Here is a 25,458-nt window from a genome sequence, read left to right on the forward strand (position 1 = left end):
GCTTAGCGGTCCACGTCGGCCATAACGAAATCGATACTACCCAGGTACGCGATCAAGTCCGCGACCATGCTGCCTTTGATCACCGAAGGGATCTGCTGCAGGTGCGGGTAGCTTGGGGTACGAATCCGGGTGCGGTAGCTCATGGTGCCGCCATCGCTCGTCAGGTAATAACTGTTGATGCCCTTGGTCGCTTCGATCATCTGGAAGGATTCGTTGGCCGGCATGACCGGGCCCCACGAAACCTGCAGGAAGTGCGTGATCAGGGTCTCGATGTGCTGCAGCGTGCGCTCTTTGGGCGGCGGCGTGGTCAGCGGGTGATCCGCCTTGTACGGGCCTTCCGGCATGTTGCGCAGGCACTGGTCGATGATCTTGATGCTCTGGCGCATTTCCTCGACGCGGACCATGCAGCGGTCGTAGGCATCACCGTTGGCCGCCAGCGGGACTTCGAACTCGAAGTTCTCGTAGCCGGAGTACGGGCGCGCCTTGCGCAGGTCGAAGTCGCAACCGGTGGAGCGCAGGCCGGCACCGGTGACGCCCCATTCCAGGGCCTCCTTGGTGTTGTAGGCGGCGACGCCGATGGTACGACCCTTGAGGATGCTGTTCTGCAGGGCTGCCTTGGTGTATTCGTCCAGGCGCTTGGGCATCCACTCGACGAAGTCCTTGACCAGTTTTTCCCAGCCGCGGGGCAGGTCGTGGGCCACACCACCGATGCGGTACCAGGCCGGGTGCAGGCGGAAACCGGTGATGGCTTCGATCACCGTGTACGCACGCTGGCGGTCGGTGAAGGTGAAGAACACTGGGGTCATGGCGCCGACGTCCTGGATGTAGGTCCCCAGGAACAGCAAGTGGCTGGTGATGCGGAAGAACTCGGCCATCATGATGCGGATGACGTCGACCTTCTCCGGCACCTTGATCCCGGCGAGTTTCTCGACCGAGAGCACGTAGGGCAGGTTGTTCATCACGCCGCCGAGGTAGTCGATGCGGTCGGTGTACGGGATGAAGCTGTGCCAGGACTGGCGCTCGGCCATTTTCTCGGCGCCACGGTGGTGGTAGCCGATGTCAGGCACGCAGTCGACGATCTCTTCGCCGTCCAGCTGCAGGATGATGCGGAACGCACCGTGGGCCGAAGGGTGGTTCGGGCCCAGGTTGAGGAACATGTAGTCCTCGTTGGCGCCCGAACGCTTCATGCCCCAGTCTTCAGGCTTGAAGCGCGCGGCTTCTTCCTCGAGCTGTTGCTTGGCCAGGGACAGGCTGAACGGGTCGAACTCGGTGGCACGGGCCGGGAAGTCCTTGCGCAGCGGGTGACCTTCCCAGGTCGGCGGCATCATGATGCGGGTCAGGTGCGGGTGGCCGGGGAAATCGATCCCGTACATGTCCCACACTTCACGCTCGTACCAGTTGGCGTTCGGCCAGATGCCGGTCACGGTCGGCACGCTGAGGTCGCTCTCGGACAAGGCGACCTTGATCATTACGTCGCTATTACGCTCGATCGACATCAGGTGATAGAACACGGTGAAGTCGACGCCGTCGGGCAGCCCTTGACGCTTGGTGCGCAGGCGTTCGTCCACGCCGTGCAGGTCATAGAGCATGACGTACGGCTTGGGCAGGTTGCGCAGGAAGGTCAGGACTTCGACGAGTTTGGCGCGGGCAACCCAAAGCACCGGCATGCCGGTGCGGGTCGGCTGGGCGGTGAACGCCTCGGGGCCAAAACGGTTGTTCAGTTCGACGACCACATCCTGGTCGTCTGCCTTGTAAGGCGGGATGTACAGAGCACTGCCTGTAGTCATGGTTATTTATCGCTTTCGGTCAACGTAAAGAATGAAGCCAGGTTCTCGTTTCTTGTGCAGAGCAGAGCTGGATCAGACTTCGTCGGGGCTGCGCAGGTTGGTGACTGCGATACGCTGTTCGCGGCGCTGTTCCTTTTGCGATGGCATCTCGGCGCGATAGACGCCTTGATCACCAACAACCCAGGACAGTGGGCGACGCTCCTGGCCAATCGACTCCTGCAACAGCATCAAGCCTTGCAGGAACGCTTCAGGGCGAGGTGGGCAGCCAGGCACGTAGACGTCCACGGGCAGGAACTTGTCCACGCCTTGAACGACGGAATAGATGTCGTACATGCCACCGGAGTTGGCGCACGAACCCATGGAGATGACCCACTTGGGCTCGAGCATTTGCTCGTAGAGACGCTGGATGATCGGCGCCATCTTGATGAAGCAGGTACCGGCGATAACCATGAAATCCGCCTGGCGCGGCGATGCCCGGATGACCTCGGCGCCAAAGCGCGCGATGTCGTGGGGCGCCGTGAAGGCGGTGGTCATTTCCACGTAGCAGCACGAAAGGCCGAAGTTGTACGGCCACAGGGAGTTCTTGCGACCCCAGTTGACCGTGCTGTTCAGCACGTCTTCGAGCTTGCCCATGAAGATGTTCTTGTGGACTTGATCTTCTAACGGATCGGCGACGGTTTCCCGTTCGCCAATCGGATACTGCTCGTTAGGAGCATCGGGGTCGATCCTGGTGAGATTGTATTGCATTGCCAAAGCCTCATTGTTTCAGCTTCGCTTGCCGCTTGCGCCGAGCTTCCGGAGCCCAATCAAGTGCCCCCACCCGGTAAAGGTAGACAAGACCTGCCAACAGAATTGCTATGAAAACGAGAGCTTCGACGAATCCGGTCCAGCCGCTTTCGCGGACGGACACAGACCATGCAAAGAGAAAGAGGGCTTCGATATCGAAGATCACGAACAGCATCGCGACCAGATAGAATTTGGCTGAGAGCCGCAAGCGGGCGCCACCGGTAGGTAGCATGCCGGACTCGAACGGTTCATTTTTGCTGCGGCCCCAGGCTTTTGACCCAAGCAGGCTCGACACGCCGAGCATGAAAGCACACAGGCCAACAACGCCCAGAAGGAAAATGGCAAAGCCCCAGTTGTGGGCCATGAGTCCTGTCGCTTCGGACATGCTGGAAATCCTTAACAGAGAGCAAAGGTCTCTGAGCTTGAATGAAATAACGCAGTGACGATATGTCGCAGCAATCAATCGCGGTGATTTTATGGCTAAACACCGGGCAAGTAAAATTCCTATAGCGAAATTATTTATTGGAATAAGGACATAGCGCGCCTCCATGACCCCGCAGCCCCGGCGGGGCGGGCATTGACCGTTTATTCAGCAATAATATTTCGTGCAGGCTGTAACAAGGAAAGCCCCGGCTAAATGATAATTATTATTGTTTGGCGTTGCTTTTGAACAATACTGCGGTGCAGTGGCTGAGAACTTTTCTTACATGCTCGTTAACTGCAGTTGTCAGCGCCGGCCGTTTTACTCTTTTTCAGACTGCCTGATACTGCGTTCGATCAATTTTTTTGTCGGTTCGTAGATTTGTGTATGGAAATGCCCCTGTGGGAGCAAAGCTTGCTCGCGATGCCAGCGACGGGATCTTTCCAGGCGGACAGCGTTATCGTTCATCGCGGGCAAGCCTTGCTCCCACAGGTTGCTCTCGCAGGTCTTGCTCTCACTGGTCTTGCTCCCATAGGTTTGCTTTTGAAGGGATGTGTGTTGCCTGCCAAAGCATGGGCAAAAAAAAGCCCCGAACCAGTCGGGGCCTCAGATCGTCGGCTTTGCGGTTAGCTTTTATTCGGTCCGCAAGGGCCGTTTACCTCATGGATCAGTGGAACTGTTCTTCTTCGGTGGAGCCGGTCAGTGCGGTCACCGACGAAGTGCCGCCCTGGATCACGGTGGTCATGTCGTCGAAGTAGCCGGTGCCCACTTCCTGCTGGTGAGCCACGAAGGTGTAGCCCTTGGCGGCGTCAGCGAACTCTTGCTCTTGCAGCTTCACGTAGGCAGTCATGTCGTTGCGGGCGTAGTCGTGCGCCAGGTTGAACATGCTGTGCCACATGTTGTGAATGCCGGCCAGGGTGATGAACTGGTGCTTGTAGCCCATGGCGGACAGTTCGCGCTGGAACTTGGCGATGGTCGCGTCGTCCAGGTTTTTCTTCCAGTTGAAGGAAGGCGAGCAGTTGTACGACAGCAGTTGGTCCGGGTATTCCTTCTTGATCGCTTCGGCGAAACGACGGGCTTCGTCCAGGTCCGGCTTGGCGGTTTCGCACCAGATCAGGTCGGCGTACGGCGCGTAGGCCAGGCCGCGGGCGATGGCCTGGTCGAGACCGGCGCGCACTTTGTAGAAGCCTTCCTGGGTGCGGGTGCCGGTGACGAACGGCTGGTCGTACGGGTCGCAGTCCGAGGTCAGCAGGTCAGCGGCGTTGGCGTCGGTACGGGCCAGGATGATGGTCGGTACACCGGCAACGTCGGCGGCCAGGCGGGCAGCGGTCAGCTTCTGCACGGCTTCTTGGGTCGGTACCAGGACCTTGCCGCCCATGTGGCCGCATTTTTTCACCGAGGCCAGTTGGTCTTCGAAGTGAACGCCAGCGGCGCCAGCTTCGATCATGCTCTTCATCAGCTCGTAGGCATTCAGGACGCCGCCGAAACCGGCTTCAGCGTCAGCCACGATCGGTGCGAAGTAGTCGATGTAGCCTTCGTCGCCCGGGTTCTTGCCGGCTTTCCACTGGATCTGGTCGGCGCGACGGAATGAGTTGTTGATGCGCTTGACCACGGTTGGAACCGAGTCCACCGGGTACAGCGACTGGTCGGGGTACATCGACTCGGCGGAGTTGTTGTCCGCGGCCACTTGCCAGCCCGACAGGTAGATCGCCTGGATGCCGGCCTTGACTTGCTGCACAGCCTGGCCGCCGGTCAGGGCGCCCATGCAGTTGACGAAATCTTTCTCGGGACGGAAGGCTGGCTTGGCGCCCTGGGTGACCAGGTTCCAGAGCTTCTCGGCGCCCATCTTCGCAAAGGTGTGCTCAGGTTGAACCGAGCCACGCAGACGGACGACGTCAGCAGCGGAATAATTGCGCTTCACGCCTTTCCAGCGCGGGTTTTCAGCCCAGTCTTTTTCAAGGGCTGCAATTTGCTGTTCGCGTGTCAGTGCCATGGAGATAAACCTCGTCGCATAGGTCTTGGTGGAAAATTCCTGCTCCTGCCGACCAGGGGGCTGGCGTACAAGTCGGTTCAGGCGGGGTGGCGACGGGATGAACGATGGGCTCGAGGGGAAAGTGAGCAGGTAGGGGCGGACTGCGGGCGCATTCGGGCGTCGTGGGCCTTTCATACGAACTCAGAGTGATGCCGGGTTACCTAGTTACGCTTCCGTCCCTCGGGACAACTTCGTTCCAGTCGCAACCTCGTCAAACACACCTTGTGGGCGGTACAGACACGAATCGGCTCGCAGGGTAGTTGCAAGCGTCGACCCGAAGGCCCTTGCCAGGGCCCCTGATTAGCGGGAGCGAGGCCATCATGCCTTCGGTTTTTTGGCTCGTCAAACGTTTTGTAGTGCTTTTTTTATGGCACTACATCTTTGGTCTAATACGACTCATCAGTCAGTTTTTGGTGCTTCAGTTCAGGGTATCGACCTTGACCCGCAGGATCATGTCGTCACGGCCCTGGGTCGAGTAGCTGCGGGTCAGGCCCTGTTTGTCGGCCTGGGTCTGGCGATTCACCCCGGCCAGGGTGATCCATTCGCCCAGGCGTCCGCTAACCGTTGTGTCGGTACTCTGGACGTTCACTACATCGGGACGTTCCTGGCTCATGCGGTCACGGTTGGTACTGATGCTCAGATGAACGGTTTCACCGGTGACGCTGGCGGTGACATAGAAACCCTGGGTGACGTTACGATATTCGGTCTGGCTTTGCAGGCGGCCATAGTTGTCGGTCTGGCTGCTGGTGAACGGCACGCTCTGGCCGACTTGGATCAGCGCCGGCTGGCCTTCGCTGGCTTGCACCTGCTGCACGCCACCATCACGGCTGGCGGTGCTGCGGTTGATGATGCGGGTCTGGCTGGGCGCGGCGCCGTTGATCGAATAACCCTGGTCGCCCTGCAGGTTGTTTTCGTTGGTATCGACCGTAATCAGCAGGCGCTTGGGTGCGGTGTCCAGTTGGGCGAGGAATTGCCGGAGTTCTTCGATCTTGCCGGGCTCGGCATTGACGATCAGTTGGTTGCCGTAGGCACTGACCTGGCCGTCCTTGCCGATGAAATTCTGTGCCACCGGCAACAAGTCGGCGCTGGTGCGGTAGTTCAGCGGCACGATTTGCGTGTCGGCCATGGCTGACACGCTGCCACCCAACAGCAGGAGGGTCAGCAGGGTACGTAGAAGCATGTCCATTTCTCCGTGAGACAAAGGCCTGATATTGCCAGTTTGTCGGCCTCGGGTGGGGCAAGTTGAATGGTAGACGGCAAAACGCCCCGGCATCGGTGGATGGCGGGGCGTTTTGTGGTGTCTTTAGGGCCTCTTCGCGAGCAGGCTCGCTCCCACAAGGGAGGCCTGAGTGTTCACAAAACATGTGTTCACAGTGGGCCATTGTGGGAGCGAGCCTGCTCGCGAAAGCCGCGCCGCGGTTTCAGGCCGAGCGCCGCACCATGTCCACATGAGGAATCCCGGCTTCCAGGAACTCCTCGCTGACCACGGCAAACCCCAGCCGCTCATAGAACGGCGTGGCATGCACCTGGGCGCTGAGCATCTGTTGCTTGAGCCCACGCTTCTCGGCTTCGGCGATCACGGCGTGCATCAACGCATCGCCCACCTTCAGGCCGCGCCAGTCCTTGAGGACCGAGACCCGGCCGATATGGCCATCGATCAACAGGCGCGCGGTGCCGATGGGGAAGTCGCCTTCGAAGGCCAGGAAATGTACGGCATCCTGATCATCCGAATCCCATTCCAGTTCGGGTGGTACGGATTGTTCGGCAATGAACACGGTCTCACGAATGCGCCGGATCTCGGCGTTATCCTTTTGCCAGTCTGCGACACGAACGTGAATTTTATTCATCGGCGAACCCCAGGCTGCCTTGCTTGACCAGCTCGCAGACCAGGCCGCGACCGTCTTCGTCGGCCAACCATGGGCCGAGGTTTTCGATGTGCAGGGCGTCGGCAGCGCAAATCATCTTCAGCAGCTCGCGCAGCTTGCCCGGCAGGTAACGGCTCTGGCCGCTGGCGAACAGCAGCAGGTCATCATCGACTTCCGACCAGGCCAGGCGTGCGCTCGGGTTGCGGATGATCACGGCGCCTTGTTCCAGGCTGGCCAGCAGGTCGTCTTCTTCCAGTTCCGGGCCCACCACCAGTTCCGGGTAGCGCGGCTCGGTCATGAACTGGCCGAACCAGGTCAGTAGCAGGCGTTCGTCGCTCATGTGCTCGGCCAGCAGGCCCTTGAGACGGTCGAGGGCGTCGTGCTGGATCTGGTGCGGGTCGGCCACTGGGCGCGCGTCGGCGTCGGTGTAGCGTTCTTCGTCCGGCAGGAACTGGCTCAAGAAGTCGGTGAAGTGGGTCAGTACTTCAGCGGCGCTTGGCGCACGGAAACCCACCGAGTAGGTCATGCAGTCGTCCACGGCCACACCGCAGTGGGCCAGGCGCGGCGGCAGATAAAGCATGTCGCCCGGTTCCAGGACCCACTCGTCGGTGGCTTCGAAGTCGGCGAGGATGCGCAGGTCGGCGTGTTGCAGCAGCGGGCTTTCGGAGTCGCACATCTGGCCGATTTTCCAGTTGCGCTGGCCATGGCCTTGCAGCAGGAATACGTCATAGTTATCGAAATGCGGACCCACACTGCCACCCGGTGCGGCAAAGCTGATCATCACGTCGTCGATGCGCCAGCTCGGCAGGAAGCGGAAGTTCTCCAGCAGTTCGCTGACTTCCGGTACGAACTGATCCACCGCCTGCACCAGCAGGGTCCACTCGCGCTCCGGCAGCTTGCTGAATTCGTCTTCGGCGAACGGGCCGCGACGCAATTCCCAAGGGCGCTCGCCGTGCTCGATCACCAGGCGCGATTCGACTTCTTCTTCGAGGGCCAGGCCGGCCAGCTCGTCGGCATCGATCGGGCTTTGGAAGTCAGGAATCGCCTGACGGATCAGCAGGGGTTTTTTCTGCCAGTAGTCACGCAGGAACTCCCGTGCCGTGATGCCGCCCAGGAGTTGCAGAGGAATATCAGGATTCATGTGTAACCTATTGAAAAAATATACTTTTCAGACGCGAATAAAAACGCCCGGCGCGGCCGGGCGTCTCAAAGGTAAAGCCGTGGATCAGATGCGCTTGGCTTGTGCCGCCGCGTTGCCGATGTAACTGGCCGGCGTGAGCTTTTTCAGCTCGGCCTTGGCGTCGGCAGGCATGTCCAGGCCATCGATGAAAGTCTGCAGCGCTTCAGGGCTGATGCCCTTGCCACGGGTCAGTTCTTTCAGCTTTTCATACGGGTTTTCGATGTTATAGCGACGCATCACGGTCTGGATCGGCTCGGCCAGGACTTCCCAGCAGGCGTCCAGGTCGGCGGCAATCTTCTGCTCGTTCAGTTCCAGCTTGCTGATGCCCTTGAGGCTGGCTTCATAGGCAATGACGCTGTGGGCAAAACCCACGCCCAGGTTGCGCAGCACGGTGGAGTCGGTCAGGTCGCGCTGCCAGCGGGAGATCGGCAGTTTGCTCGCCAGGTGCTGGAACAGTGCGTTGGCGATGCCCAGGTTGCCTTCGGAGTTTTCGAAGTCGATCGGGTTGACCTTGTGCGGCATGGTCGAGGAACCGATTTCGCCAGCGATGGTGCGCTGCTTGAAGTAACCCAGGGAGATGTAGCCCCAGATGTCACGGTCGAAGTCGATCAGGATGGTGTTGAAGCGTGCGATCGCATCGAACAGCTCGGCGATGTAGTCGTGCGGTTCGATCTGGGTGGTGTACGGGTTGAAGCTCAGGCCCAGTTCGTCTTCGATGAAGGCGCGGGCGTTGGCTTCCCAGTCGATGTCCGGGTAGGCCGACAGGTGGGCGTTGTAGTTGCCCACGGCGCCATTGATCTTGCCCAGCAGCGGCACGGCGGCCACCTGGGCGATCTGGCGCTCCAGGCGGTAGACCACGTTCGCCAGTTCCTTGCCCAGGGTGGTCGGCGAAGCCGGTTGACCGTGGGTGCGCGACAGCATCGGCACGTCGGCGAAGCGGATCGCCAGTTCGCGGATGGCCTGGGCGGTCTGGCGCATCAGGGGCAGCATCACCTCATCACGGCCTTCGCGCAGCATCAGGGCGTGGGACAGGTTGTTGATGTCCTCGCTGGTGCAGGCAAAGTGGATGAACTCGCTGACATTGGCCAGCTCCGGCAGCTTGGCCGCCTGCTCCTTGAGCAGGTATTCGATGGCCTTGACGTCGTGGTTGGTGGTGCGCTCGATCTCTTTGACGCGCTCGGCGTGCTCCAGCGCGAAGTTGTCCGCCAGGGTGTTGAGCACCGCGTTGGCTTCGGCGGAAAACGCCGGGACTTCAGGGATGGCAGGGTGAGCGGCCAGGCGCTGGAGCCAGCGCACTTCAACCAGGACGCGGGCACGGATCAGGCCGTACTCGCTGAAAATCGGGCGCAGGGCCTGGGTTTTGCCGGCGTAGCGGCCGTCAACAGGGGAAACCGCAGTGAGCGAAGAGAGCTGCATGGGGTGTTCTCGGACAGTCGGGCAACGAAATGGGGCGCGTATCATACATGAAAACCAGCGCCGGTCCGTCGCCAACTGACCGGCGTGTTACGCGTAACAAGATAAAGCTAAAGCTATTGAACACCTGTGGCGAGGGAGCTTGCTCCCGCTGGGGCGCGAAGCGGCCCTGAATCCACGCCGCGCGCTAGATTCGCCGGGCTCAGGGGGCTGCGTTGCAGCCCAGCGGGAGCAAGCTCCCTCGCCACAAAGGCGACTTATTCGTTGCGCATCAACGGGTAAAGCTCTTTCAGCAATTTGCGTCGGCTGATCACCAGTTGCCAGCGATGGCCGCCCAACTGCCGCCACAGCCGCGCCGAGCGGATCCCGGCCAGGAGCAGGGCGCGGATCTTCGAGGCATTGCTCGGCTGTTGCAGGTTGCGCATGTCGCCATGCACCTGGATGCGCTGGCGCAAGGTGCTCAGGGTGTCCTGGTACAGCGAGCCGCAAGCCGCGACGACGTTTTCATGGGCCGGGCCGAAGTGCTCGACCTGGGACTGGATTTGCGGCAAGCGCTTGCCGATGGTCTCCAGCAGGTCGTCGCGCTTGGCCAGTTGACGCTCGAGGCCCAGCATCGACAGGGCGTAGCGCAGCGGTTCGCGTTGCAAGGCGCTGGGGTCGCGCTCCAGGGCGCCAATCAGCGCACGGTAACCTTCACGCAGGTTCAGGTCGTCGCCACCGTAGACCTCCAGGGTGTCCTTGGGGTCGCGAACCAGCAGGCTGCCGAGCATGCAGGCCACGCCCGCTTCGGTGGCCTGGCCGGTCTTGGCGATCCGGTCCACCAGCACGGCGGCGAGAAACACGCCGCCCAATGCCGTCAGTTGTTCCTGGATGGGGCTCATGCCTGGCTGCTCCAAGGCTCTGCGACTTCGATCACGCCGCCGCCCAGGCAGATTTCGCCGTCATAGAACACCACGGATTGGCCGGGCGTGACCGCCCGCTGCGGGTCATCGAAGGTGGCGCGGTAGCCCGTGGCGGTTTTTTCCAGGGTGCAGGGCTGGTCGCTCTGGCGATAGCGAACCTTGGCCGTCAGGCGGCGAGGTTCGCTGAGGTCGATCGGGTTGACCCAGTAGATGTCGGAGGCGAGCAGGGCGCGGGAAAACAACCAGGGATGGTCGTTGCCCTGGCCGACGATCAGCTCGTTGTGCTCCAGGTCCTTGACCAGCACGTACCACGGCTCTTCGCCGGCATCTTTCAGCCCGCCGATGCCCAGGCCCTGGCGCTGGCCGATGGTGTGGTACATCAGGCCATGGTGGCGGCCGATGACGTCGCCTTCGGTGGTCTTGATCTCGCCCGGCTGGGCCGGCAGGTATTGCTTGAGGAAATCGCTGAAACGACGCTCGCCAATGAAGCAGATCCCGGTGGAGTCTTTCTTCTTGGCTGTGGCCAGGTCATGTTTCTCCGCAATTGCCCGTACTTCGGGCTTTTCCAGTTCGCCCACCGGGAACAGGGTCTTGGCGATCTGCTCGCCGCCGACGGCATGCAAGAAGTAGCTCTGGTCCTTGTTCGGATCCAGGCCCTTGAGCAGCTCGGTGCGGCCATCGATGTCGCGGCGGCGCACGTAGTGGCCGGTAGCGATCAGGTCGGCGCCGAGCATCATGGCGTAGTCGAGGAACGCCTTGAACTTGATCTCGCGGTTGCAGAGGATGTCCGGGTTCGGCGTGCGGCCGGCCTTGTATTCGGCCAGGAAGTGCTCGAACACGTTGTCCCAGTACTCGGCGGCGAAGTTGGCGGTGTGCAGCTTGATGCCGATCTTGTCGCACACGGCCTGGGCATCCGCCAGGTCATCCATGGCGGTGCAGTATTCGGTGCCGTCGTCTTCTTCCCAGTTCTTCATGAACAGGCCTTCCACCTCATAACCCTGCTCGATCAGCAGAAGGGCGGAAACGGAAGAGTCCACGCCGCCGGACATGCCGACGATGACGCGCTGTTTTGGGGTGCTCGAAGAGGCTGGATCACGCATAGGAATTCAATGAGTGTCTTGAAAAAGGACGCGATTCTATCAGGCCCGGGCGCGCAAGGCTAAAGAGAAGGGCGGATAAGCTCCAGGCTATGGCGATGGCCGGCCAGATAATCGTCGATGCAGCGGATGATCAGCTCGCTGCGCCAGTGTTCGCGCAGCTTGAGCAGTTCGGTGCGGGTCAGCCATTTGGCGCCGAGGATACCGTCGTCAAGTTGGTACTCGGGGTGGTGTTGCAGGGCCTTGGCGGCGAAGCAGACTCGCTGGTAGGTCACGCCGTTGCTCGGGGCGGTGTAGAGGTAGATGCCGGTGACGCTGGTGGGCTCGACGTCCCAGCCGGTTTCTTCGAGGGTCTCGCGTACGGCGGCTTCGATGAGGGTTTCGTTGGGGTCCAGGTGGCCGGCGGGCTGGTTGAGTACCGCGCGTCCGGCCTTGGATTCTTCCACCATCAGGAAGCGGCCGTTGTCTTCGACGATGGTGGCGACGGTGATGTGGGGGTGCCAGTTCATGATGGTTCCTCTATTTTCAGATTGGAATGCCGATCTTGTGGGAGCGAGCCTGCTCGCGAAAGCGGCGGAACATTCAACATTGATGCTAAGCGATACACCGCTTTCGCGAGCAGGCTCGCTCCCACAGGGGATTGTTATCAGGGACGGCAGAAACACAAACCCCGGCACTAGGCCGGGGTTCGTGGTGCTTCCTTACAACCTTACACCAGCGCAGCAATCGCCGCGTTGAAGGTGTTGCTCGGGCGCATGGCCTTGCTGGTCAGTTCCGGGTTGGCGGAGTAGTAACCGCCGATGTCCACGGGCTTGCCTTGCACGGCATTGAGTTCGGCAACGATTTTTTCTTCGTTGTCGGTCAAGGTCTTGGCCAGGGTGGTGAACTGGGCCTTGAGGGCTGCGTCGTCATCCTGGGCGGCCAGTGCCTGGGCCCAGAACAGGGTCAGGTAGAAGTGGCTGCCGCGGTTGTCGATGCCGCCAACCTTGCGCGAAGGCGACTTGTTGCGGTCCAGGAACTCGCCGGTAGCCTGGTCGAGGGTCTTGGCCAGCACCAGGGCTTTCGGGTTGTTGTAGGTCACGCCCAGGTGTTCCAGGGACGCGGCCAGGGCCAGGAACTCGCCCAGGGAATCCCAGCGCAGGAAGTTCTCTTCCAGCAACTGCTGAACGTGCTTGGGTGCCGAACCGCCGGCGCCGGTTTCGAACAGGCCACCGCCGTTCATCAGCGGCACGATCGACAGCATCTTGGCGCTGGTGCCCAGTTCCATGATCGGGAACAGGTCGGTCAGGTAGTCGCGCAGCACGTTGCCGGTCACCGAGATGGTGTCCTTGCCTTCGCGGGTGCGGGCCAGGGTGAACTTCATCGCGTCGACCGGCGACATGATGCGGATGTCCAGGCCGGCAGTGTCGTAGTCCTTCAGGTAGGTCTGGACTTTCTCGATCACGACGCCGTCATGGGCGCGCATCGGGTCCAGCCAGAAGATCGCCGGGGTGCTGCTGGCGCGGGCGCGGTTGACGGCCAGCTTGACCCAGTCCTGGATCGGCGCGTCCTTGGTCTGGCACATGCGGTAGATATCGCCAGCCTCGACCTTCTGTTCCAGCAGGGTGCGACCGTTGTTGTCCGAAACACGCACCACGCCGTCGACCTTGATCTGGAAGGTCTTGTCGTGGGAACCGTATTCTTCGGCTTTCTTGGCCATCAGGCCGACGTTCGGCACGCTGCCCATGGTGGTTGGGTCGAAGGCGCCGTGTTGCTTGCAGTCTTCGATCACCGCCTGGTAGATGGTGGCGTAGCAGCGATCCGGGATCACGGCCTTGGTGTCGTGCAACTGGCCGTCGGTGCCCCACATCTTGCCGGAGTCACGGATCATGGCTGGCATCGAGGCGTCGACGATCACGTCGCTCGGCACGTGCAGGTTGGTGATGCCTTTGTCGGAGTTGACCATCGCCAGGGATGGGCGCGCCGCGTAGACCGCCTGGATGTCGGCTTCGATCTGCGCCTGCTGCTCGGCCGGCAGGGCCTTGATGCGGGCGTACAGGTCGCCGATGCCGTTGTTCAGGTTGAAGCCGATCTGTTCCAGCACTTGCGCGTGCTTGGCCAGGGCGTCTTTATAGAACTCGGCCACGATCTGGCCGAACATGATCGGGTCGGAGACCTTCATCATGGTGGCCTTGAGGTGGACCGACAGCAGCACGCCTTTTTGCTTGGCGTCTTCGATTTCGGCGGCGATGAACTCGCGCAGGGCGTTTTTGCTCATCACGGCGCAATCGAGGATCTCACCGGCTTGTACGGTGGTCTTTTCCTTCAGGACGGTGGCAGTGCCGTCCTGGGCGATCAGCTCGATTTTCACACTGCCGGCGGCGTCGATCAGGGCGGCTTTTTCGCTGCCGTAGAAGTCGCCGGTGCTCATGTGAGCGACGTGGGACTTGGAGTTAGCGGCCCAGGCGCCCATTTTGTGCGGGTGCTTGCGGGCGTAGTTCTTGACCGACAGCGGCGCGCGACGGTCGGAGTTGCCTTCGCGCAGGACCGGGTTCACGGCGCTGCCCTTGACCTTGTCGTAACGGGCGCGCGCGTCTTTCTCGGCATCAGTGGTCACGGTTTCCGGGTAGTCCGGCAGTGCGTAGCCCTGGGCCTGCAATTCCTTGATCGCGGCCTGCAGTTGCGGCACCGAGGCGCTGATGTTCGGCAGCTTGATGATGTTGGCTTCAGGCGTAACGGCCAGGTCGCCCAGTTCGGCGAGGTGGTCGGCTACGGCTTTGTCACCCAGTTGCTCGGGGAAGCTGGCCAGGATGCGCCCCGCGAGGGAGATATCGCGGGTTTCCACGGCGATATCGGCCGAAGCGGTAAAGGCTTCGACGATCGGCAGCAGCGAATAGGTGGCGAGGGCAGGCGCTTCGTCGGTGAAGGTATAGATGATCTTCGAGCGGGTGGGCATATTCGGATTAACTCTCTTCTTTGCTAAAGCATGCGCAGAAACTCGAGGGGCGCCGGGTAAGCGCGTTCGTTCAAAGTCATCCGTGAGCCGAATGTCGAGGTTTCTTCGCGGTGATGTTGGGTGCATCAGTCGAGCGTCAAGCGGTTGGGCCGCGGTAACGGTCCGGCTTTTAAACTGGCGGAAAGTCTCGTAATAGAGCCGTCAGCCGTCGTGACCCTGTGGTCAGCGGCGGCATTATACATAGGTAGCTGGCAATCTGCCGATGGTTCATAGACTTCCGTACACGTCCATTGGTCTAAACGTCGCAGTACCGAAGGAGCAGGCTATGCTCATGTTTGGCGCTTTTCCCTTGGTTTTCAGGATTGTACACCGCGAACTGCAACGCTTTACCCCGGATGAGCCTAACGTAGGGTTTGCGTGCCGATTCAACTGGGGTACGCTCGAACGCAGCCAGATGTTCAATCCAAGCAATGGAGTTCAGCATGGGGTATCAAAAGATTCAGGTTCCAGCCGTCGGTAACAAAATCACCGTCAATGCAGACCATTCTCTTAATGTTCCCGACAACCCGATCATCCCCTTCATCGAAGGCGACGGCATTGGCGTCGATATCAGTCCGGTCATGATCAAGGTTGTGGACGCTGCGGTTCAGAAGGCCTATGGCGGCAAGCGCAAGATTTCCTGGATGGAAGTCTACGCGGGTGAAAAAGCGACTCAGGTCTACGACCAGGACACTTGGTTGCCCCAGGAAACCCTGGATGCGGTCAAGGATTACGTGGTGTCCATCAAGGGCCCGCTGACCACGCCGGTCGGTGGCGGTATCCGTTCGTTGAACGTAGCCCTGCGCCAGCAGCTCGACCTGTATGTCTGCCTGCGTCCGGTGCGCTGGTTCGAGGGTGTGCCAAGCCCGGTCAAGAAGCCTGGCGACGTGGACATGACGATCTTCCGCGAGAACTCCGAGGACATCTACGCAGGCATCGAGTGGAAGGCCGGTTCGGCCGAAGCCACCAAGGTCATCAAGTTCCTGAAAGAAGAAATGGGCGTGACCAAGATCCGCTTCGATGAGGATTGCGGCATCGGCGTCAAGCCGGTTTCCAAGCAGGGCACCAAGCGCCTGGCTCGCAAGGCCTTGCAATACGTGGTCGACAACGATCGTGAATCGCTGACCATCGTGCACAAAGGCAACATCATGAAGTTCACCGAAGGTGCCTTCAAGGAATGGGCCTACGAAGTGGCGGCCGAGGAATTCGGCGCGACCCTGCTCGACGGCGGGCCGTGGATGCAGTTCAAGAATCCGCGGACCGGCAAGAACGTCATCGTCAAGGACGCCATCGCCGATGCGATGTTGCAACAAATCCTGTTGCGTCCGGCTGAGTATGACGTGATCGCTACCCTGAACCTGAACGGTGACTACCTCTCCGACGCCTTGGCGGCGGAAGTGGGTGGTATCGGCATCGCGCCGGGCGCCAACTTGTCCGACACCGTGGCAATGTTCGAAGCTACCCACGGTACCGCGCCCAAGTATGCCGGCAAGGACCAGGTCAACCCGGGTTCGCTGATCCTGTCGGCGGAAATGATGCTGCGTCACATGGGGTGGACCGAAGCGGCCGACCTGATCATCAAGGGCACCAACGGCGCGATTTCGGCCAAGACCGTGACCTATGACTTCGAACGCTTGATGGAGGGCGCCAAGCTGGTGTCGTCCTCGGGCTTCGGTGATGCCCTGATCTCGCACATGTAAGCGGATCGGCGCCTTGCGCAAATGCCCGGCTCGAGTGATCGAGCCGGGCATTTTTATTTATGCGCGGTGGTGACTGCTGGTCAATGGGTCTCGGTGATTCTGGTCTTCACCGGGATGGGATCCTTTTCGACGGGAACGGTCCTGATCTTGACCGCGTGCAAGCCCCTGGGGCCCTGGATGATTTCGAACGTCACAGGTTGCCCGGCCTTCAGGGTCTTGTAGCCTTCCATCTCGATCGCCGAATAATGGGCGAACAGGTCTTCGTTATCCCTGCCGTCCGCGATAATGAAACCGTAGCCCTTGGCATTATTGAACCATTTCACCTTGCCATTCATCTTGACGCCCGCCATAACCCATTTCCCTCTGCAACGCACTCCATCACTGGAGTATCATCCAGTCCATCCGCAGGCTAATCTTGTTAACAGGATAGATTCCACGGACCTTTTTAACCCGCGATGGGCTCTATTGGTTGTAACACCGTTTTCCCGATAGTCAAGGTGGCTCCGGTGGTCGTGGTTGAAATCGCCCACAAGCGCCCCCATCACTGTATTCGCCAACTAAACGAACCTTTCTTTCCATGCATGCAGTCAGCCAGATTCGACTAACATTCAATCAGGATCGCCCGGATCTACACGACGACGATTCCGCAGGCATTGCTGTTCAGGAAGCAAAGCCCGCATTACAGGCGCCACCGATGTACAAGGTGGTTTTGTTCAACGATGACTACACACCGATGGATTTCGTCGTCGAAGTGCTCGAGGTGTTTTTTAACCTGAATCGGGAGCTGGCGACCAAGGTCATGCTGGCCGTCCATACAGAGGGACGGGCAGTATGTGGAGTGTTTACCCGCGACATCGCCGAGACTAAGGCCATGCAGGTCAACCAGTACGCCCGGGAAAGCCAGCATCCGCTACTCTGTGAAATCGAGAAGGACGGTTAACGCCGACCACTTGGGTATGAGGTGAAGCTATGTTAAACCGCGAGCTCGAAGTCACCCTCAATCTTGCCTTCAAGGAGGCTCGTTCGAAGCGTCATGAGTTCATGACCGTCGAACACCTGCTGTTGGCCCTATTGGATAACGAGGCTGCCGCCACCGTTTTGCGTGCCTGCGGCGCGAACCTCGATAAACTCAAGCATGATCTGCAGGAGTTCATCGACTCCACCACGCCATTGATTCCCGTTCATGACGAGGATCGCGAAACCCAGCCAACCCTGGGCTTCCAGCGTGTATTGCAGCGTGCTGTCTTTCATGTACAGAGCTCGGGCAAGCGTGAAGTCACCGGCGCCAACGTGCTGGTTGCGATCTTCAGCGAGCAGGAAAGCCAGGCGGTGTTCCTGCTCAAGCAGCAGAGCGTTGCGCGTATCGATGTCGTCAACTACATCGCCCATGGCATCTCCAAGGTGCCGGGGCATGGCGATCATTCCGAGGGTGAGCAGGATATGCAGGACGACGAGGGCGGTGAGTCTTCTTCTTCAGGCAACCCGTTGGATGCCTATGCCAGCAACCTGAACGAACTGGCGCGCCAGGGACGTATCGATCCGCTGGTCGGGCGCGAGGCGGAAGTCGAGCGCGTGGCCCAGATCCTGGCCCGGCGTCGCAAGAACAACCCCTTGCTGGTGGGCGAGGCAGGCGTGGGCAAGACCGCGATTGCCGAAGGCCTGGCCAAGCGCATCGTCGACAACCAGGTGCCGGACCTGCTGGCCAACAGTGTGGTGTATTCCCTCGACCTGGGTGCCTTGCTGGCCGGTACCAAATACCGCGGCGATTTCGAGAAGCGCTTCAAGGCGTTGCTCGGCGAACTGAAAAAACGTCCGCAGGCGATCCTGTTCATCGACGAAATCCACACCATTATTGGTGCCGGGGCGGCGTCGGGTGGGGTCATGGATGCGTCCAACTTGCTCAAGCCACTGTTGTCGTCGGGTGATATCCGTTGCATCGGCTCGACCACGTTCCAGGAATTCCGCGGAATCTTCGAGAAAGACCGTGCCTTGGCTCGGCGTTTCCAGAAGGTCGATGTGTCGGAGCCTTCGGTGGAAGACACCATTGGCATCCTGCGCGGCCTGAAGGGGCGTTTCGAGCTGCACCACAACATCGAATACAGCGATGAAGCCCTGCGCGCGGCGGCTGAACTGGCCTCGCGCTACATCAACGACCGGCACATGCCGGACAAGGCCATCGACGTCATCGACGAGGCGGGTGCCTACCAGCGCCTGCAACCCGTGGAGAAACGCGTCAAGCGCATCGAAGTGCCGCAGGTCGAGGACATCGTGGCGAAAATCGCGCGTATTCCGCCCAAGCACGTCACCAGTTCCGACAAGGAATTGCTGCGTAACCTGGAGCGTGACCTGAAGCTGACGGTATTCGGCCAGGATGCGGCCATCGACTCGCTGTCGACCGCCATCAAGCTGTCCCGTGCCGGTCTCAAGTCGCCGGACAAGCCGGTCGGTTCGTTCCTGTTCGCCGGTCCTACCGGTGTCGGCAAGACCGAAGCGGCGCGGCAACTGGCCAAGGCGATGGGCATCGAGCTGGTGCGCTTCGACATGTCCGAGTACATGGAGCGCCACACCGTATCGCGTCTGATCGGTGCGCCTCCGGGTTATGTCGGTTTCGACCAGGGCGGCCTGTTGACCGAAGCCATCACCAAGCAACCGCACTGCGTATTGTTGCTCGACGAAATCGAGAAGGCGCATCCGGAAGTCTTCAACCTGCTCCTGCAGGTCATGGACCACGGTACGCTGACCGATAACAACGGGCGCAAGGCGGACTTCCGCAACGTGATCGTCATCATGACCACGAACGCCGGTGCCGAAACCGCGGCTCGCGCTTCGATCGGTTTCACCCATCAGGATCACTCGTCCGATGCGATGGAAGTGATCAAGAAGAGCTTCACGCCTGAGTTCCGCAACCGCCTGGACACCATTATCCAGTTCGGTCGCCTCAGCCATGAAGTCATCAAGAGCGTGGTGGACAAGTTCCTTACCGAACTTCAGGCCCAGCTCGAAGACAAGCGTGTGTTGCTGGAGGTCACCGACGCGGCCCGCAGTTGGCTGGCAGAAGGTGGTTACGACGTGACGATGGGCGCGCGGCCGATGGCTCGCTTGATCCAGGACAAGATCAAGCGTCCGCTGGCGGAGGAGATCCTCTTTGGCGAGCTGGCGGAGCATGGCGGTGTGGTTCACATCGACATCAAGGATGGCGAGCTGACCTTCGACTTCGAAACCACGGCCGAAATGGCCTGATCGTTAGCTGCAATAAAGCAAAAGGCGCCGAAAGGCGCCTTTTTGCTGTTCCAGACACCTCAACCCCTGTGGGAGCGAGCCTGCTCGCGATGGCGGCGGCAAGTTCGGCATTAATGCAAGCTGACCCACCGCTATCGCGAGCAAGCCCGCTCCCACAGTTTGTCTTGGGCAAGGCACAAGATTAAGTTTCGCCCCCATACCCTGTGGGAGCCGAGCTTGCTCGCGATGGCGTCGGTCCGGTCGACATTGATGTTGGCTGACGCTCCGCTATCGCGAGCAGGCTCGCTCCCACAGTTTGTCTTGGGCAAGGCACAAGATTAAGTTTCGCCCCCATACCCTGTGGGAGCCGAGCTTGCTCGCGATGGCGTCGGTCCAGTCGATATTGATGTCGACGGGTGTTCCGCTATCGCGAGCAAGCTTGGCTCCCACAAACAAAAACGCCCGGCATCAGCCGGGCGTTTTGTATTGACTTGTTAGCGAGCGCGGTAAGTGATGCGCCCTTTGCTCAAGTCATAGGGCGTCAGCTCGACGCGCACTTTGTCACCGGTAAGAATACGAATGTAGTTCTTGCGCATCTTGCCGGAGATATGCGCGGTTACGACGTGCCCATTTTCCAACTCCACACGAAACATGGTGTTGGGCAGGGTGTCGACGACAGTGCCTTCCATTTCGAAGCTGTCTTCTTTCGACATGCAGTAAAGCCCTCGGTATCCAGTGAATGGCCCGGTGCAACTGCGCCAGGCAAAAGCGGCGTGCATTGTGCCCGAAAAAGGGGGTTCAAGCCAAGGGGTTCTAGCTTTTAAGCCGAAGGGTGTTAACTCAGGACAACCCACCGCTGGTTAATCAGCAGTTCGATAGGCCGATATTGGGTCTTGTAGTTCATTTTCTTGCAGTTCTTGATCCAGTAGCCCAGGTATACCGCTTCCAGCTCCAGGCGCCGGGCTTCGTTGATCTGCCAGAGAATGGCAAAACGCCCCAGGCTGCGCCGTTCCTCTTCGGGCTCATAGAAGGTGTACACCGCTGAAAGGCCGTTGGGCAGCAGGTCCGTGACAGCGATGGCGAGCAGTCGCCCCTCCAGCCGGAATTCATAAAAGCGGGAAAACGGCAGGTCACGCACCAGGAAGGTCGAGAACTGATCCCGGCTGGGCGGGTACATGTCGCCGTCGGCGTGGCGTTGTTCGATGTAGCGCTGGTACAGGTCGAAGTATTCCTCGGTGAATTGCGGCTTGGCCGGACGGACCTGAAGGTCGGCGTTGCGCTTGAAAATGCGTTTCTGCTGGCGATTGGGCAAAAATTGCGCCACGGGAATGCGCGCCGGGACGCAGGCGTTGCAATGCTGGCAATGGGGCCGATAGAGGTGGTCGCCGCTACGACGAAAGCCCATTTCCGACAGGTCTGCGTAGACATGCACATCCATGGGCTGGCTAGGGTCGAGGAACAGCGTCGTGGCCTGCTCCTCCGGCAGGTAACTGCAAGAGTGGGGCTGAGTGGCATAGAACTTCAAACGCGCCAACTCGGTCATGAATCAACCCTCGGATGAGCTTTAAATCTAATTGTAAGCCAGGAGCGCGGATGTCGCTCAGCAAACCCAGGTCGCGTGGTTGGGTTGGTCCAGGTGCCCCTTGAGATATTCGGCAAACTGCGTGCGCGGGATCGAGCGGGCACCCAGGCTGTGCAGGTGCTCGGTGGGCATCTGACAGTCGATCAGCACGAAACCGGCGGCCTTGAGATGTTGGACCAACATGGCGAAGCCGAATTTCGACGCATTGTCGGCCCGGCTGAACATCGATTCGCCAAAAAACAGCTGGCCCATGGCCAAGCCATACAGGCCGCCCACCAACGCCCCTTGGTCCCACACTTCCACCGAATGGGCGAAACCGCGCCGGTGCAGTTCCAGATAAGCGGTTTGCATGGCCTCGGTGATCCAGGTGCCGTCGGCGTAGTCCCGGGGCGCGGCGCAGGCCTGGATAACCGCGGCAAAATCCTGGTCGAACGTCACGTCATAGCGCTGCTTGCGCAACAGCTTGCCCAGGCTGCGGGAGACGTGCAGTTCGTCGGGAAATAACACCGTGCGTGGGTCTGGCGACCACCACAGGATCGGTTGCCCCTCGGAAAACCAGGGGAAGCAGCCGTGGCGATAGGCCTGGATCAGCCGGTCGGCGGACAGATCGCCTCCAGCGGCCAGTAATCCGTTGGGATCGCGCATGGCTTTTGCCAGTGGCGGAAATTCGAAGCTGTTGCGTTGTAACCAAGTCAGCATGGGTGTCCGGCTTGTAGAAGGGGAGGGTGGCAGGGGGCGGGTCTCGCCGTCAGCGAGCACCCGCCGGGAAGGTTAACCGTCAAACGGCCGGGATGTCATCGAGATACTTCTCCGCGTCGAGCGCGGCCATGCAGCCGGCGCCGGCGGAGGTAATTGCCTGGCGATAGACATGGTCGGCCACGTCGCCAGCGGCGAATACACCTTCGATATCGGTCGCGGTGGCGTTGCCTTCGCTGCCGCCGCGCACGAGCAGGTAGCCGTCGCGCATCGCCAACTGGCCCTGGAACAGATCGGTGTTGGGTTTGTGGCCGATCGCAATGAACACCCCGGCCAGGGACAGGGTGCTGGTTTCGCCGCTCTCGCTGTGTCGCAGGCGCGCGCCGGTCACGCCGCTGGCGTCACCCAGGACTTCATCCAGGTTCTGGTTCCAGTGCAGCTTGATATTGCCGCTGCTGGCCTTTTCGAAGAGTTTGTCCTGGAGAATTTTCTCGGCGCGCAGCTTGTCGCGACGGTGGACCAGGTGCACCTCTCGGGCGATGTTCGACAGGTACAGGGCTTCCTCGACGGCGGTATTGCCACCACCAACCACCGCCACCACTTGGTTGCGATAGAAAAAGCCATCGCAGGTCGCACAGGCGGAAACCCCTTTGCCGGCGAAGCTTTCTTCCGAGGGCAGCCCCAGGTACTGGGCCGAGGCCCCGGTGGCAATGATCAGCGCATCACAGGTATAGGTGCCGCTGTCGCCGATCAATTCGAACGGGCGCTGCTGCAACTTGGCGGTGTGGACATGGTCGTAGACGATCTGCGTGTCGAAACGCTCGGCGTGCCGCTGCATGCGTTCCATCAATGCCGGGCCGGTCAGGCCTTCGACATCGCCGGGCCAGTTGTCGACTTCCACGGTGGTGGTGAGCTGGCCACCGGCCTGTATGCCGGTAATGACAACGGGTTTGAGGTTGGCCCGGGCGGCATAGACAGCGGCGCTGTACCCCGCAGGGCCGGAACCGAGAATGATCAGGCGTGAATGCTTCACTTCGCTCATAAAAAACACCTCATAAGCCTTTGTCACAAAAGAGAATGCATGGTCCAATTGACGCGTGTGCACCTTGAGTCCGGCTATGCTGCTACCCAGCGTGCGGCCCATGCCTTGGCGTCGACAAACCCGTACAATGCACGGGTTTTGAACGCAGGATGATCCAAAGATCAAAATTTTCCGCCGCACCGGCAGTTTTCCGGATGCACCTCACAGTGGTAAAAGTAGTACCGGTTGTGCACATTCACTTTTTTACCTGCTCGTCATGGGCAGTTTTTTATAGTCATTCAACAGATGGACGCGCCGTTGGCGCAGGAAAAGAAGCGTTTTGAAGAAATCCACCGCAGCACCCAAACCAGTCGTTCCGCTCTGGCGCCAGCAATTGCACTACCGGCTCAAGGAAGGTGCGTTGATCGCCATCGGCGCCCTGTGCCTGTTCCTGATGATGGCCTTGCTGACCTACGGCAAGGACGATCCGGGCTGGAGCCATAACAGCAAGATCGACGATGTGCAGAACTTCGGCGGTCCGGCCGGCTCCTACAGCGCCGACATCCTATTCATGGTGCTGGGCTATTTCGCCTACATTTTCCCGCTGCTGCTGGCGATCAAGGCCTACCAGATCTTCCGTCAGCGCCACGAGCCGTGGCAGTGGAGCGGCTGGCTATTCTCCTGGCGCCTGATCGGCCTGGTGTTCCTGGTGCTGTCGGGGGCCGCGCTGGCCCATATCCATTTCCATGCGCCCACTGGCTTGCCGGCCGGGGCGGGCGGTGCCCTGGGGGAAAGCCTCGGCGACCTGGCCAGGAACGCCTTGAACATCCAGGGCAGCACGTTGTTGTTCATTGCCCTGTTCCTGTTCGGCCTGACGGTGTTCACCGACCTGTCCTGGTTCAAGGTCATGGACGTCACCGGCAAGATCACCCTCGATCTGATCGAACTGATCCAGGGCGCCGTCAACCGCTGGTGGGCGGCGCGCACCGAGCGCAAGCAACTGGTGGCGCAACTGCGTGAAGTCGACGACCGCGTCCACGACGTGGTGGCCCCGACCACACCGGACAAACGCGAGCAGGCCAAGGTCAAGGAACGCCTGATCGAGCGTGAGCAGGCGTTGAGCAAGCACATGTCCGAGCGCGAAAAACAGGTGCCGCCGGTTATCACCATGGCCCCGGCCAAGCCGCCGGAGCCGAGCAAGCGTGTGCAGAAAGAGAAACAGGCGCCACTGTTCGTCGACAGCGCGGTGGAAGGCACCTTGCCGCCGATCTCGATCCTCGACCCGGCCGAGAAGAAGCAGCTCAATTATTCCCCCGAATCCCTGGCGGCCGTCGGCCACTTGCTGGAGATCAAGCTCAAGGAGTTCGGCGTCGAGGTCTCGGTGGACTCGATCCATCCGGGCCCGGTGATTACCCGTTACGAAATCCAGCCGGCCGCTGGCGTGAAGGTCAGCCGCATCGCCAACCTGGCGAAGGACCTGGCGCGTTCCCTGGCCGTGACCAGCGTGCGCGTGGTGGAAGTGATTCCCGGCAAGACCACCGTGGGCATCGAGATTCCCAACGAAGACCGGCAGATCGTGCGCTTCTCCGAAGTGCTGTCGACGCCTGAGTATGACAACCACAAGTCGCCGGTCACCCTGGCCCTGGGCCACGACATCGGCGGCAAGCCGGTCATTACCGACCTGGCGAAGATGCCCCACCTGCTGGTGGCCGGTACCACCGGTTCCGGTAAGTCGGTGGGGGTGAACGCGATGATCCTGTCGATCCTGTTCAAGTCCGGCCCGGAAGACGCCAAGCTGATCATGATCGACCCGAAAATGCTCGAATTGTCGATCTACGAAGGCATTCCGCACTTGCTGTGCCCGGTGGTCACCGACATGAAGGACGCCGCCAACGCCTTGCGCTGGAGCGTCGCCGAGATGGAGCGCCGCTACAAGCTGATGGCGAAGATGGGCGTGCGCAACCTGTCGGGCTTCAACGCCAAGGTCAAGGAGGCCGAAGAGGCCGGTACGCCATTGACTGACCCGTTGTATCACCGCGAGAGCATCCACGACGAAGCGCCGCTGCTGCACAAGCTGCCGACCATCGTGGTGGTGGTGGACGAATTCGCCGACATGATGATGATCGTCGGCAAGAAGGTCGAAGAGCTGATCGCCCGTATCGCCCAGAAGGCCCGTGCGGCCGGTATCCACCTGATTCTCGCCACACAGCGGCCGTCGGTGGACGTGATCACCGGCCTGATCAAGGCCAACATCCCGACCCGCATGGCGTTCCAGGTATCGAGCAAGATCGACTCGCGGACCATCATCGACCAGGGTGGCGCCGAGCAATTGCTGGGTCACGGTGACATGCTCTACATGCCGCCCGGCACCAGCCTGCCGATCCGCGTGCACGGCGCGTTCGTCTCCGACGACGAAGTGCACCGCGTGGTGGAAGCCTGGAAGCTGCGTGGCGCCCCTGAATACAACGACGACATCCTCAACGGTGTCGAAGAAGCCGGCAGCGGTTTCGAGGGCAGCAGTGGCGGCGGTGACGACGATGCTGAAACCGATGCGCTCTACGACGAAGCGGTGCAGTTCGTCCTGGAAAGCCGTCGGGCCTCGATTTCTGCCGTACAGCGCAAGCTGAAGATTGGCTACAACCGCGCCGCCCGCATGATCGAAGCCATGGAAATGGCCGGGGTGGTGACGGCCATGAACACCAACGGCTCGCGCGAAGTACTGGCGCCGGGCCCGATGCGCGACTAATGACCCGGGCGGCCTGCTGAAGCGCCGCCCGACCCCC

21 protein-coding genes are annotated in these 25,458 nt (G+C 60.5%); 4 read left to right on the top strand and 17 right to left on the bottom strand.

All coding sequences use genetic code 11. The annotated features are described in order from the left end of the window. Nucleotides 1-2 precede the first annotated feature (2 nt). The 12 genes from nuoC to J3361_RS00795 form a co-directional block, all read right to left on the bottom strand. Nucleotides 3-1,787 carry an NADH-quinone oxidoreductase subunit C/D gene (nuoC, locus tag J3361_RS00740; protein WP_207961474.1) on the bottom strand — a complete coding sequence of 595 codons (1,785 nt, stop codon included), beginning with the start codon at nucleotides 1,785-1,787 and terminating at the stop codon, nucleotides 3-5. Between the two features lie 72 nt (nucleotides 1,788-1,859). Next, the gene (locus tag J3361_RS00745; protein WP_003180065.1) at nucleotides 1,860-2,534 is read right to left on the bottom strand and encodes an NADH-quinone oxidoreductase subunit B; all 675 of its coding nucleotides are present in this window, start codon (nucleotides 2,532-2,534) and stop codon (nucleotides 1,860-1,862) included. A gap of 10 nt (nucleotides 2,535-2,544) precedes the next feature. Continuing rightward, entirely contained in the window at nucleotides 2,545-2,958 is a 414-nt protein-coding gene (locus tag J3361_RS00750) for an NADH-quinone oxidoreductase subunit A (protein WP_003203367.1), read from the bottom strand. 703 nt (nucleotides 2,959-3,661) lie between these two features. After that, on the bottom strand, nucleotides 3,662-4,987 hold the full coding sequence (aceA, locus tag J3361_RS00755; RefSeq protein WP_014337679.1) for an isocitrate lyase: 1,326 nt from the start codon (nucleotides 4,985-4,987) through the stop codon (nucleotides 3,662-3,664). Nucleotides 4,988-5,444: 457 nt separating this feature from the next. Further along, nucleotides 5,445-6,206: a secretin N-terminal domain-containing protein gene (locus tag J3361_RS00760; RefSeq protein ID WP_207961477.1), complete on the bottom strand. Its 762-nt coding sequence runs from the start codon at nucleotides 6,204-6,206 to the stop codon at nucleotides 5,445-5,447. 241 nt (nucleotides 6,207-6,447) lie between these two features. After that, on the bottom strand, nucleotides 6,448-6,873 hold the full coding sequence (locus J3361_RS00765; protein ID WP_207961479.1) for a GNAT family N-acetyltransferase: 426 nt from the start codon (nucleotides 6,871-6,873) through the stop codon (nucleotides 6,448-6,450). After that, nucleotides 6,866-8,032 carry a cupin domain-containing protein gene (locus J3361_RS00770; RefSeq protein WP_122568505.1) on the bottom strand — a complete coding sequence of 389 codons (1,167 nt, stop codon included), beginning with the start codon at nucleotides 8,030-8,032 and terminating at the stop codon, nucleotides 6,866-6,868. Before J3361_RS00770 ends, J3361_RS00765 begins: the two co-directional genes overlap by 8 nt. 84 nt (nucleotides 8,033-8,116) lie before the next feature. Next, entirely contained in the window at nucleotides 8,117-9,487 is a 1,371-nt protein-coding gene (gene purB / locus J3361_RS00775; RefSeq protein ID WP_207961481.1) for an adenylosuccinate lyase, read from the bottom strand. A 254-nt stretch (nucleotides 9,488-9,741) separates the two neighbouring features. Next, on the bottom strand, nucleotides 9,742-10,365 hold the full coding sequence (hflD, locus tag J3361_RS00780) for a high frequency lysogenization protein HflD (protein ID WP_207961482.1): 624 nt from the start codon (nucleotides 10,363-10,365) through the stop codon (nucleotides 9,742-9,744). After that, nucleotides 10,362-11,486 carry a tRNA 2-thiouridine(34) synthase MnmA gene (gene mnmA, locus J3361_RS00785; RefSeq protein WP_207961484.1) on the bottom strand — a complete coding sequence of 375 codons (1,125 nt, stop codon included), beginning with the start codon at nucleotides 11,484-11,486 and terminating at the stop codon, nucleotides 10,362-10,364. The genes hflD and mnmA overlap by 4 nt, the downstream gene beginning before the upstream one ends. A 59-nt stretch (nucleotides 11,487-11,545) precedes the next feature. Next, on the bottom strand, nucleotides 11,546-11,992 hold the full coding sequence (locus J3361_RS00790; protein WP_207961486.1) for an NUDIX hydrolase: 447 nt from the start codon (nucleotides 11,990-11,992) through the stop codon (nucleotides 11,546-11,548). A gap of 200 nt (nucleotides 11,993-12,192) precedes the next feature. Continuing rightward, complete coding sequence (locus J3361_RS00795) at nucleotides 12,193-14,418, bottom strand: NADP-dependent isocitrate dehydrogenase (protein ID WP_207961488.1); 2,226 nt, start codon at nucleotides 14,416-14,418, stop codon at nucleotides 12,193-12,195. A 482-nt stretch (nucleotides 14,419-14,900) separates the two neighbouring features. Between J3361_RS00795 and icd the strand changes: the two genes are divergently transcribed. Further along, complete coding sequence (icd, locus tag J3361_RS00800) at nucleotides 14,901-16,157, top strand: NADP-dependent isocitrate dehydrogenase (protein ID WP_207961490.1); 1,257 nt, start codon at nucleotides 14,901-14,903, stop codon at nucleotides 16,155-16,157. Between the two features lie 80 nt (nucleotides 16,158-16,237). Here icd and cspD read toward each other — a convergent pair whose 3' ends face one another. After that, a complete protein-coding gene (gene cspD, locus J3361_RS00805; protein ID WP_207961835.1) occupies nucleotides 16,238-16,492 on the bottom strand; it encodes a cold shock domain-containing protein CspD in 255 nt (84 codons plus the stop codon). Nucleotides 16,493-16,734: 242 nt separating this feature from the next. Here cspD and clpS point away from each other — a divergent pair, with 242 nt between their 5' ends. Further along, on the top strand, nucleotides 16,735-17,097 hold the full coding sequence (gene clpS, locus J3361_RS00810; RefSeq protein WP_003180089.1) for an ATP-dependent Clp protease adapter ClpS: 363 nt from the start codon (nucleotides 16,735-16,737) through the stop codon (nucleotides 17,095-17,097). A 29-nt stretch (nucleotides 17,098-17,126) separates the two neighbouring features. Further along, nucleotides 17,127-19,397, top strand: a complete 2,271-nt coding sequence (gene clpA, locus J3361_RS00815) for an ATP-dependent Clp protease ATP-binding subunit ClpA (protein WP_024616766.1) — start codon at nucleotides 17,127-17,129, stop codon at nucleotides 19,395-19,397. A 473-nt stretch (nucleotides 19,398-19,870) separates the two neighbouring features. Here the strand turns inward: clpA and infA are convergent, their stop codons facing one another. From infA to trxB, 4 genes are all read right to left on the bottom strand, one after another. Beyond that, on the bottom strand, nucleotides 19,871-20,089 hold the full coding sequence (gene infA / locus J3361_RS00820; protein ID WP_002553999.1) for a translation initiation factor IF-1: 219 nt from the start codon (nucleotides 20,087-20,089) through the stop codon (nucleotides 19,871-19,873). Between the two features lie 122 nt (nucleotides 20,090-20,211). Continuing rightward, nucleotides 20,212-20,919 (bottom strand): arginyltransferase, encoded by a 708-nt coding sequence (locus tag J3361_RS00825; protein ID WP_207961491.1) that lies wholly within the window; start codon nucleotides 20,917-20,919, stop codon nucleotides 20,212-20,214. A gap of 57 nt (nucleotides 20,920-20,976) precedes the next feature. Continuing rightward, nucleotides 20,977-21,657: a leucyl/phenylalanyl-tRNA--protein transferase gene (gene aat / locus J3361_RS00830; protein ID WP_207961493.1), complete on the bottom strand. Its 681-nt coding sequence runs from the start codon at nucleotides 21,655-21,657 to the stop codon at nucleotides 20,977-20,979. 79 nt (nucleotides 21,658-21,736) lie between these two features. Continuing rightward, on the bottom strand, nucleotides 21,737-22,696 hold the full coding sequence (gene trxB / locus J3361_RS00835) for a thioredoxin-disulfide reductase (protein ID WP_207961495.1): 960 nt from the start codon (nucleotides 22,694-22,696) through the stop codon (nucleotides 21,737-21,739). A gap of 319 nt (nucleotides 22,697-23,015) precedes the next feature. On the opposite strand from trxB, the gene J3361_RS00840 reads away from it, so the two are divergent. Continuing rightward, nucleotides 23,016-25,421: a DNA translocase FtsK gene (locus tag J3361_RS00840; protein WP_207961503.1), complete on the top strand. Its 2,406-nt coding sequence runs from the start codon at nucleotides 23,016-23,018 to the stop codon at nucleotides 25,419-25,421. The last annotated feature ends 37 nt before the right edge of the window (nucleotides 25,422-25,458 follow it).

It is taken from the genome of Pseudomonas sp. OA65, assembly GCF_017498305.1.
Lineage (GTDB): Bacteria > Pseudomonadota > Gammaproteobacteria > Pseudomonadales > Pseudomonadaceae > Aquipseudomonas > Aquipseudomonas zanjanensis.

What these genes read in the sequence shown, in the direction of transcription:
- nuoC (WP_207961474.1), bottom strand. Translation starts at nt 1,787, where the DNA reads ATGACTACAGGCAGTGCTCTGTACATCCCGCCTTACAAGGCAGACGAC.
- J3361_RS00745 (WP_003180065.1), bottom strand. Translation starts at nt 2,534, where the DNA reads ATGCAATACAATCTCACCAGGATCGACCCCGATGCTCCTAACGAGCAG.
- J3361_RS00750 (WP_003203367.1), bottom strand. Translation starts at nt 2,958, where the DNA reads ATGTCCGAAGCGACAGGACTCATGGCCCACAACTGGGGCTTTGCCATT.
- aceA (WP_014337679.1), bottom strand. Translation starts at nt 4,987, where the DNA reads ATGGCACTGACACGCGAACAGCAAATTGCAGCCCTTGAAAAAGACTGG.
- J3361_RS00760 (WP_207961477.1), bottom strand. Translation starts at nt 6,206, where the DNA reads ATGCTTCTACGTACCCTGCTGACCCTCCTGCTGTTGGGTGGCAGCGTG.
- J3361_RS00765 (WP_207961479.1), bottom strand. Translation starts at nt 6,873, where the DNA reads ATGAATAAAATTCACGTTCGTGTCGCAGACTGGCAAAAGGATAACGCC.
- J3361_RS00770 (WP_122568505.1), bottom strand. Translation starts at nt 8,032, where the DNA reads ATGAATCCTGATATTCCTCTGCAACTCCTGGGCGGCATCACGGCACGG.
- purB (WP_207961481.1), bottom strand. Translation starts at nt 9,487, where the DNA reads ATGCAGCTCTCTTCGCTCACTGCGGTTTCCCCTGTTGACGGCCGCTAC.
- hflD (WP_207961482.1), bottom strand. Translation starts at nt 10,365, where the DNA reads ATGAGCCCCATCCAGGAACAACTGACGGCATTGGGCGGCGTGTTTCTC.
- mnmA (WP_207961484.1), bottom strand. Translation starts at nt 11,486, where the DNA reads ATGCGTGATCCAGCCTCTTCGAGCACCCCAAAACAGCGCGTCATCGTC.
- J3361_RS00790 (WP_207961486.1), bottom strand. Translation starts at nt 11,992, where the DNA reads ATGAACTGGCACCCCCACATCACCGTCGCCACCATCGTCGAAGACAAC.
- J3361_RS00795 (WP_207961488.1), bottom strand. Translation starts at nt 14,418, where the DNA reads ATGCCCACCCGCTCGAAGATCATCTATACCTTCACCGACGAAGCGCCT.
- icd (WP_207961490.1), top strand. Translation starts at nt 14,901, where the DNA reads ATGGGGTATCAAAAGATTCAGGTTCCAGCCGTCGGTAACAAAATCACC.
- cspD (WP_207961835.1), bottom strand. Translation starts at nt 16,492, where the DNA reads ATGAATGGCAAGGTGAAATGGTTCAATAATGCCAAGGGCTACGGTTTC.
- clpS (WP_003180089.1), top strand. Translation starts at nt 16,735, where the DNA reads ATGCATGCAGTCAGCCAGATTCGACTAACATTCAATCAGGATCGCCCG.
- clpA (WP_024616766.1), top strand. Translation starts at nt 17,127, where the DNA reads ATGTTAAACCGCGAGCTCGAAGTCACCCTCAATCTTGCCTTCAAGGAG.
- infA (WP_002553999.1), bottom strand. Translation starts at nt 20,089, where the DNA reads ATGTCGAAAGAAGACAGCTTCGAAATGGAAGGCACTGTCGTCGACACC.
- J3361_RS00825 (WP_207961491.1), bottom strand. Translation starts at nt 20,919, where the DNA reads ATGACCGAGTTGGCGCGTTTGAAGTTCTATGCCACTCAGCCCCACTCT.
- aat (WP_207961493.1), bottom strand. Translation starts at nt 21,657, where the DNA reads ATGCTGACTTGGTTACAACGCAACAGCTTCGAATTTCCGCCACTGGCA.
- trxB (WP_207961495.1), bottom strand. Translation starts at nt 22,696, where the DNA reads ATGAGCGAAGTGAAGCATTCACGCCTGATCATTCTCGGTTCCGGCCCT.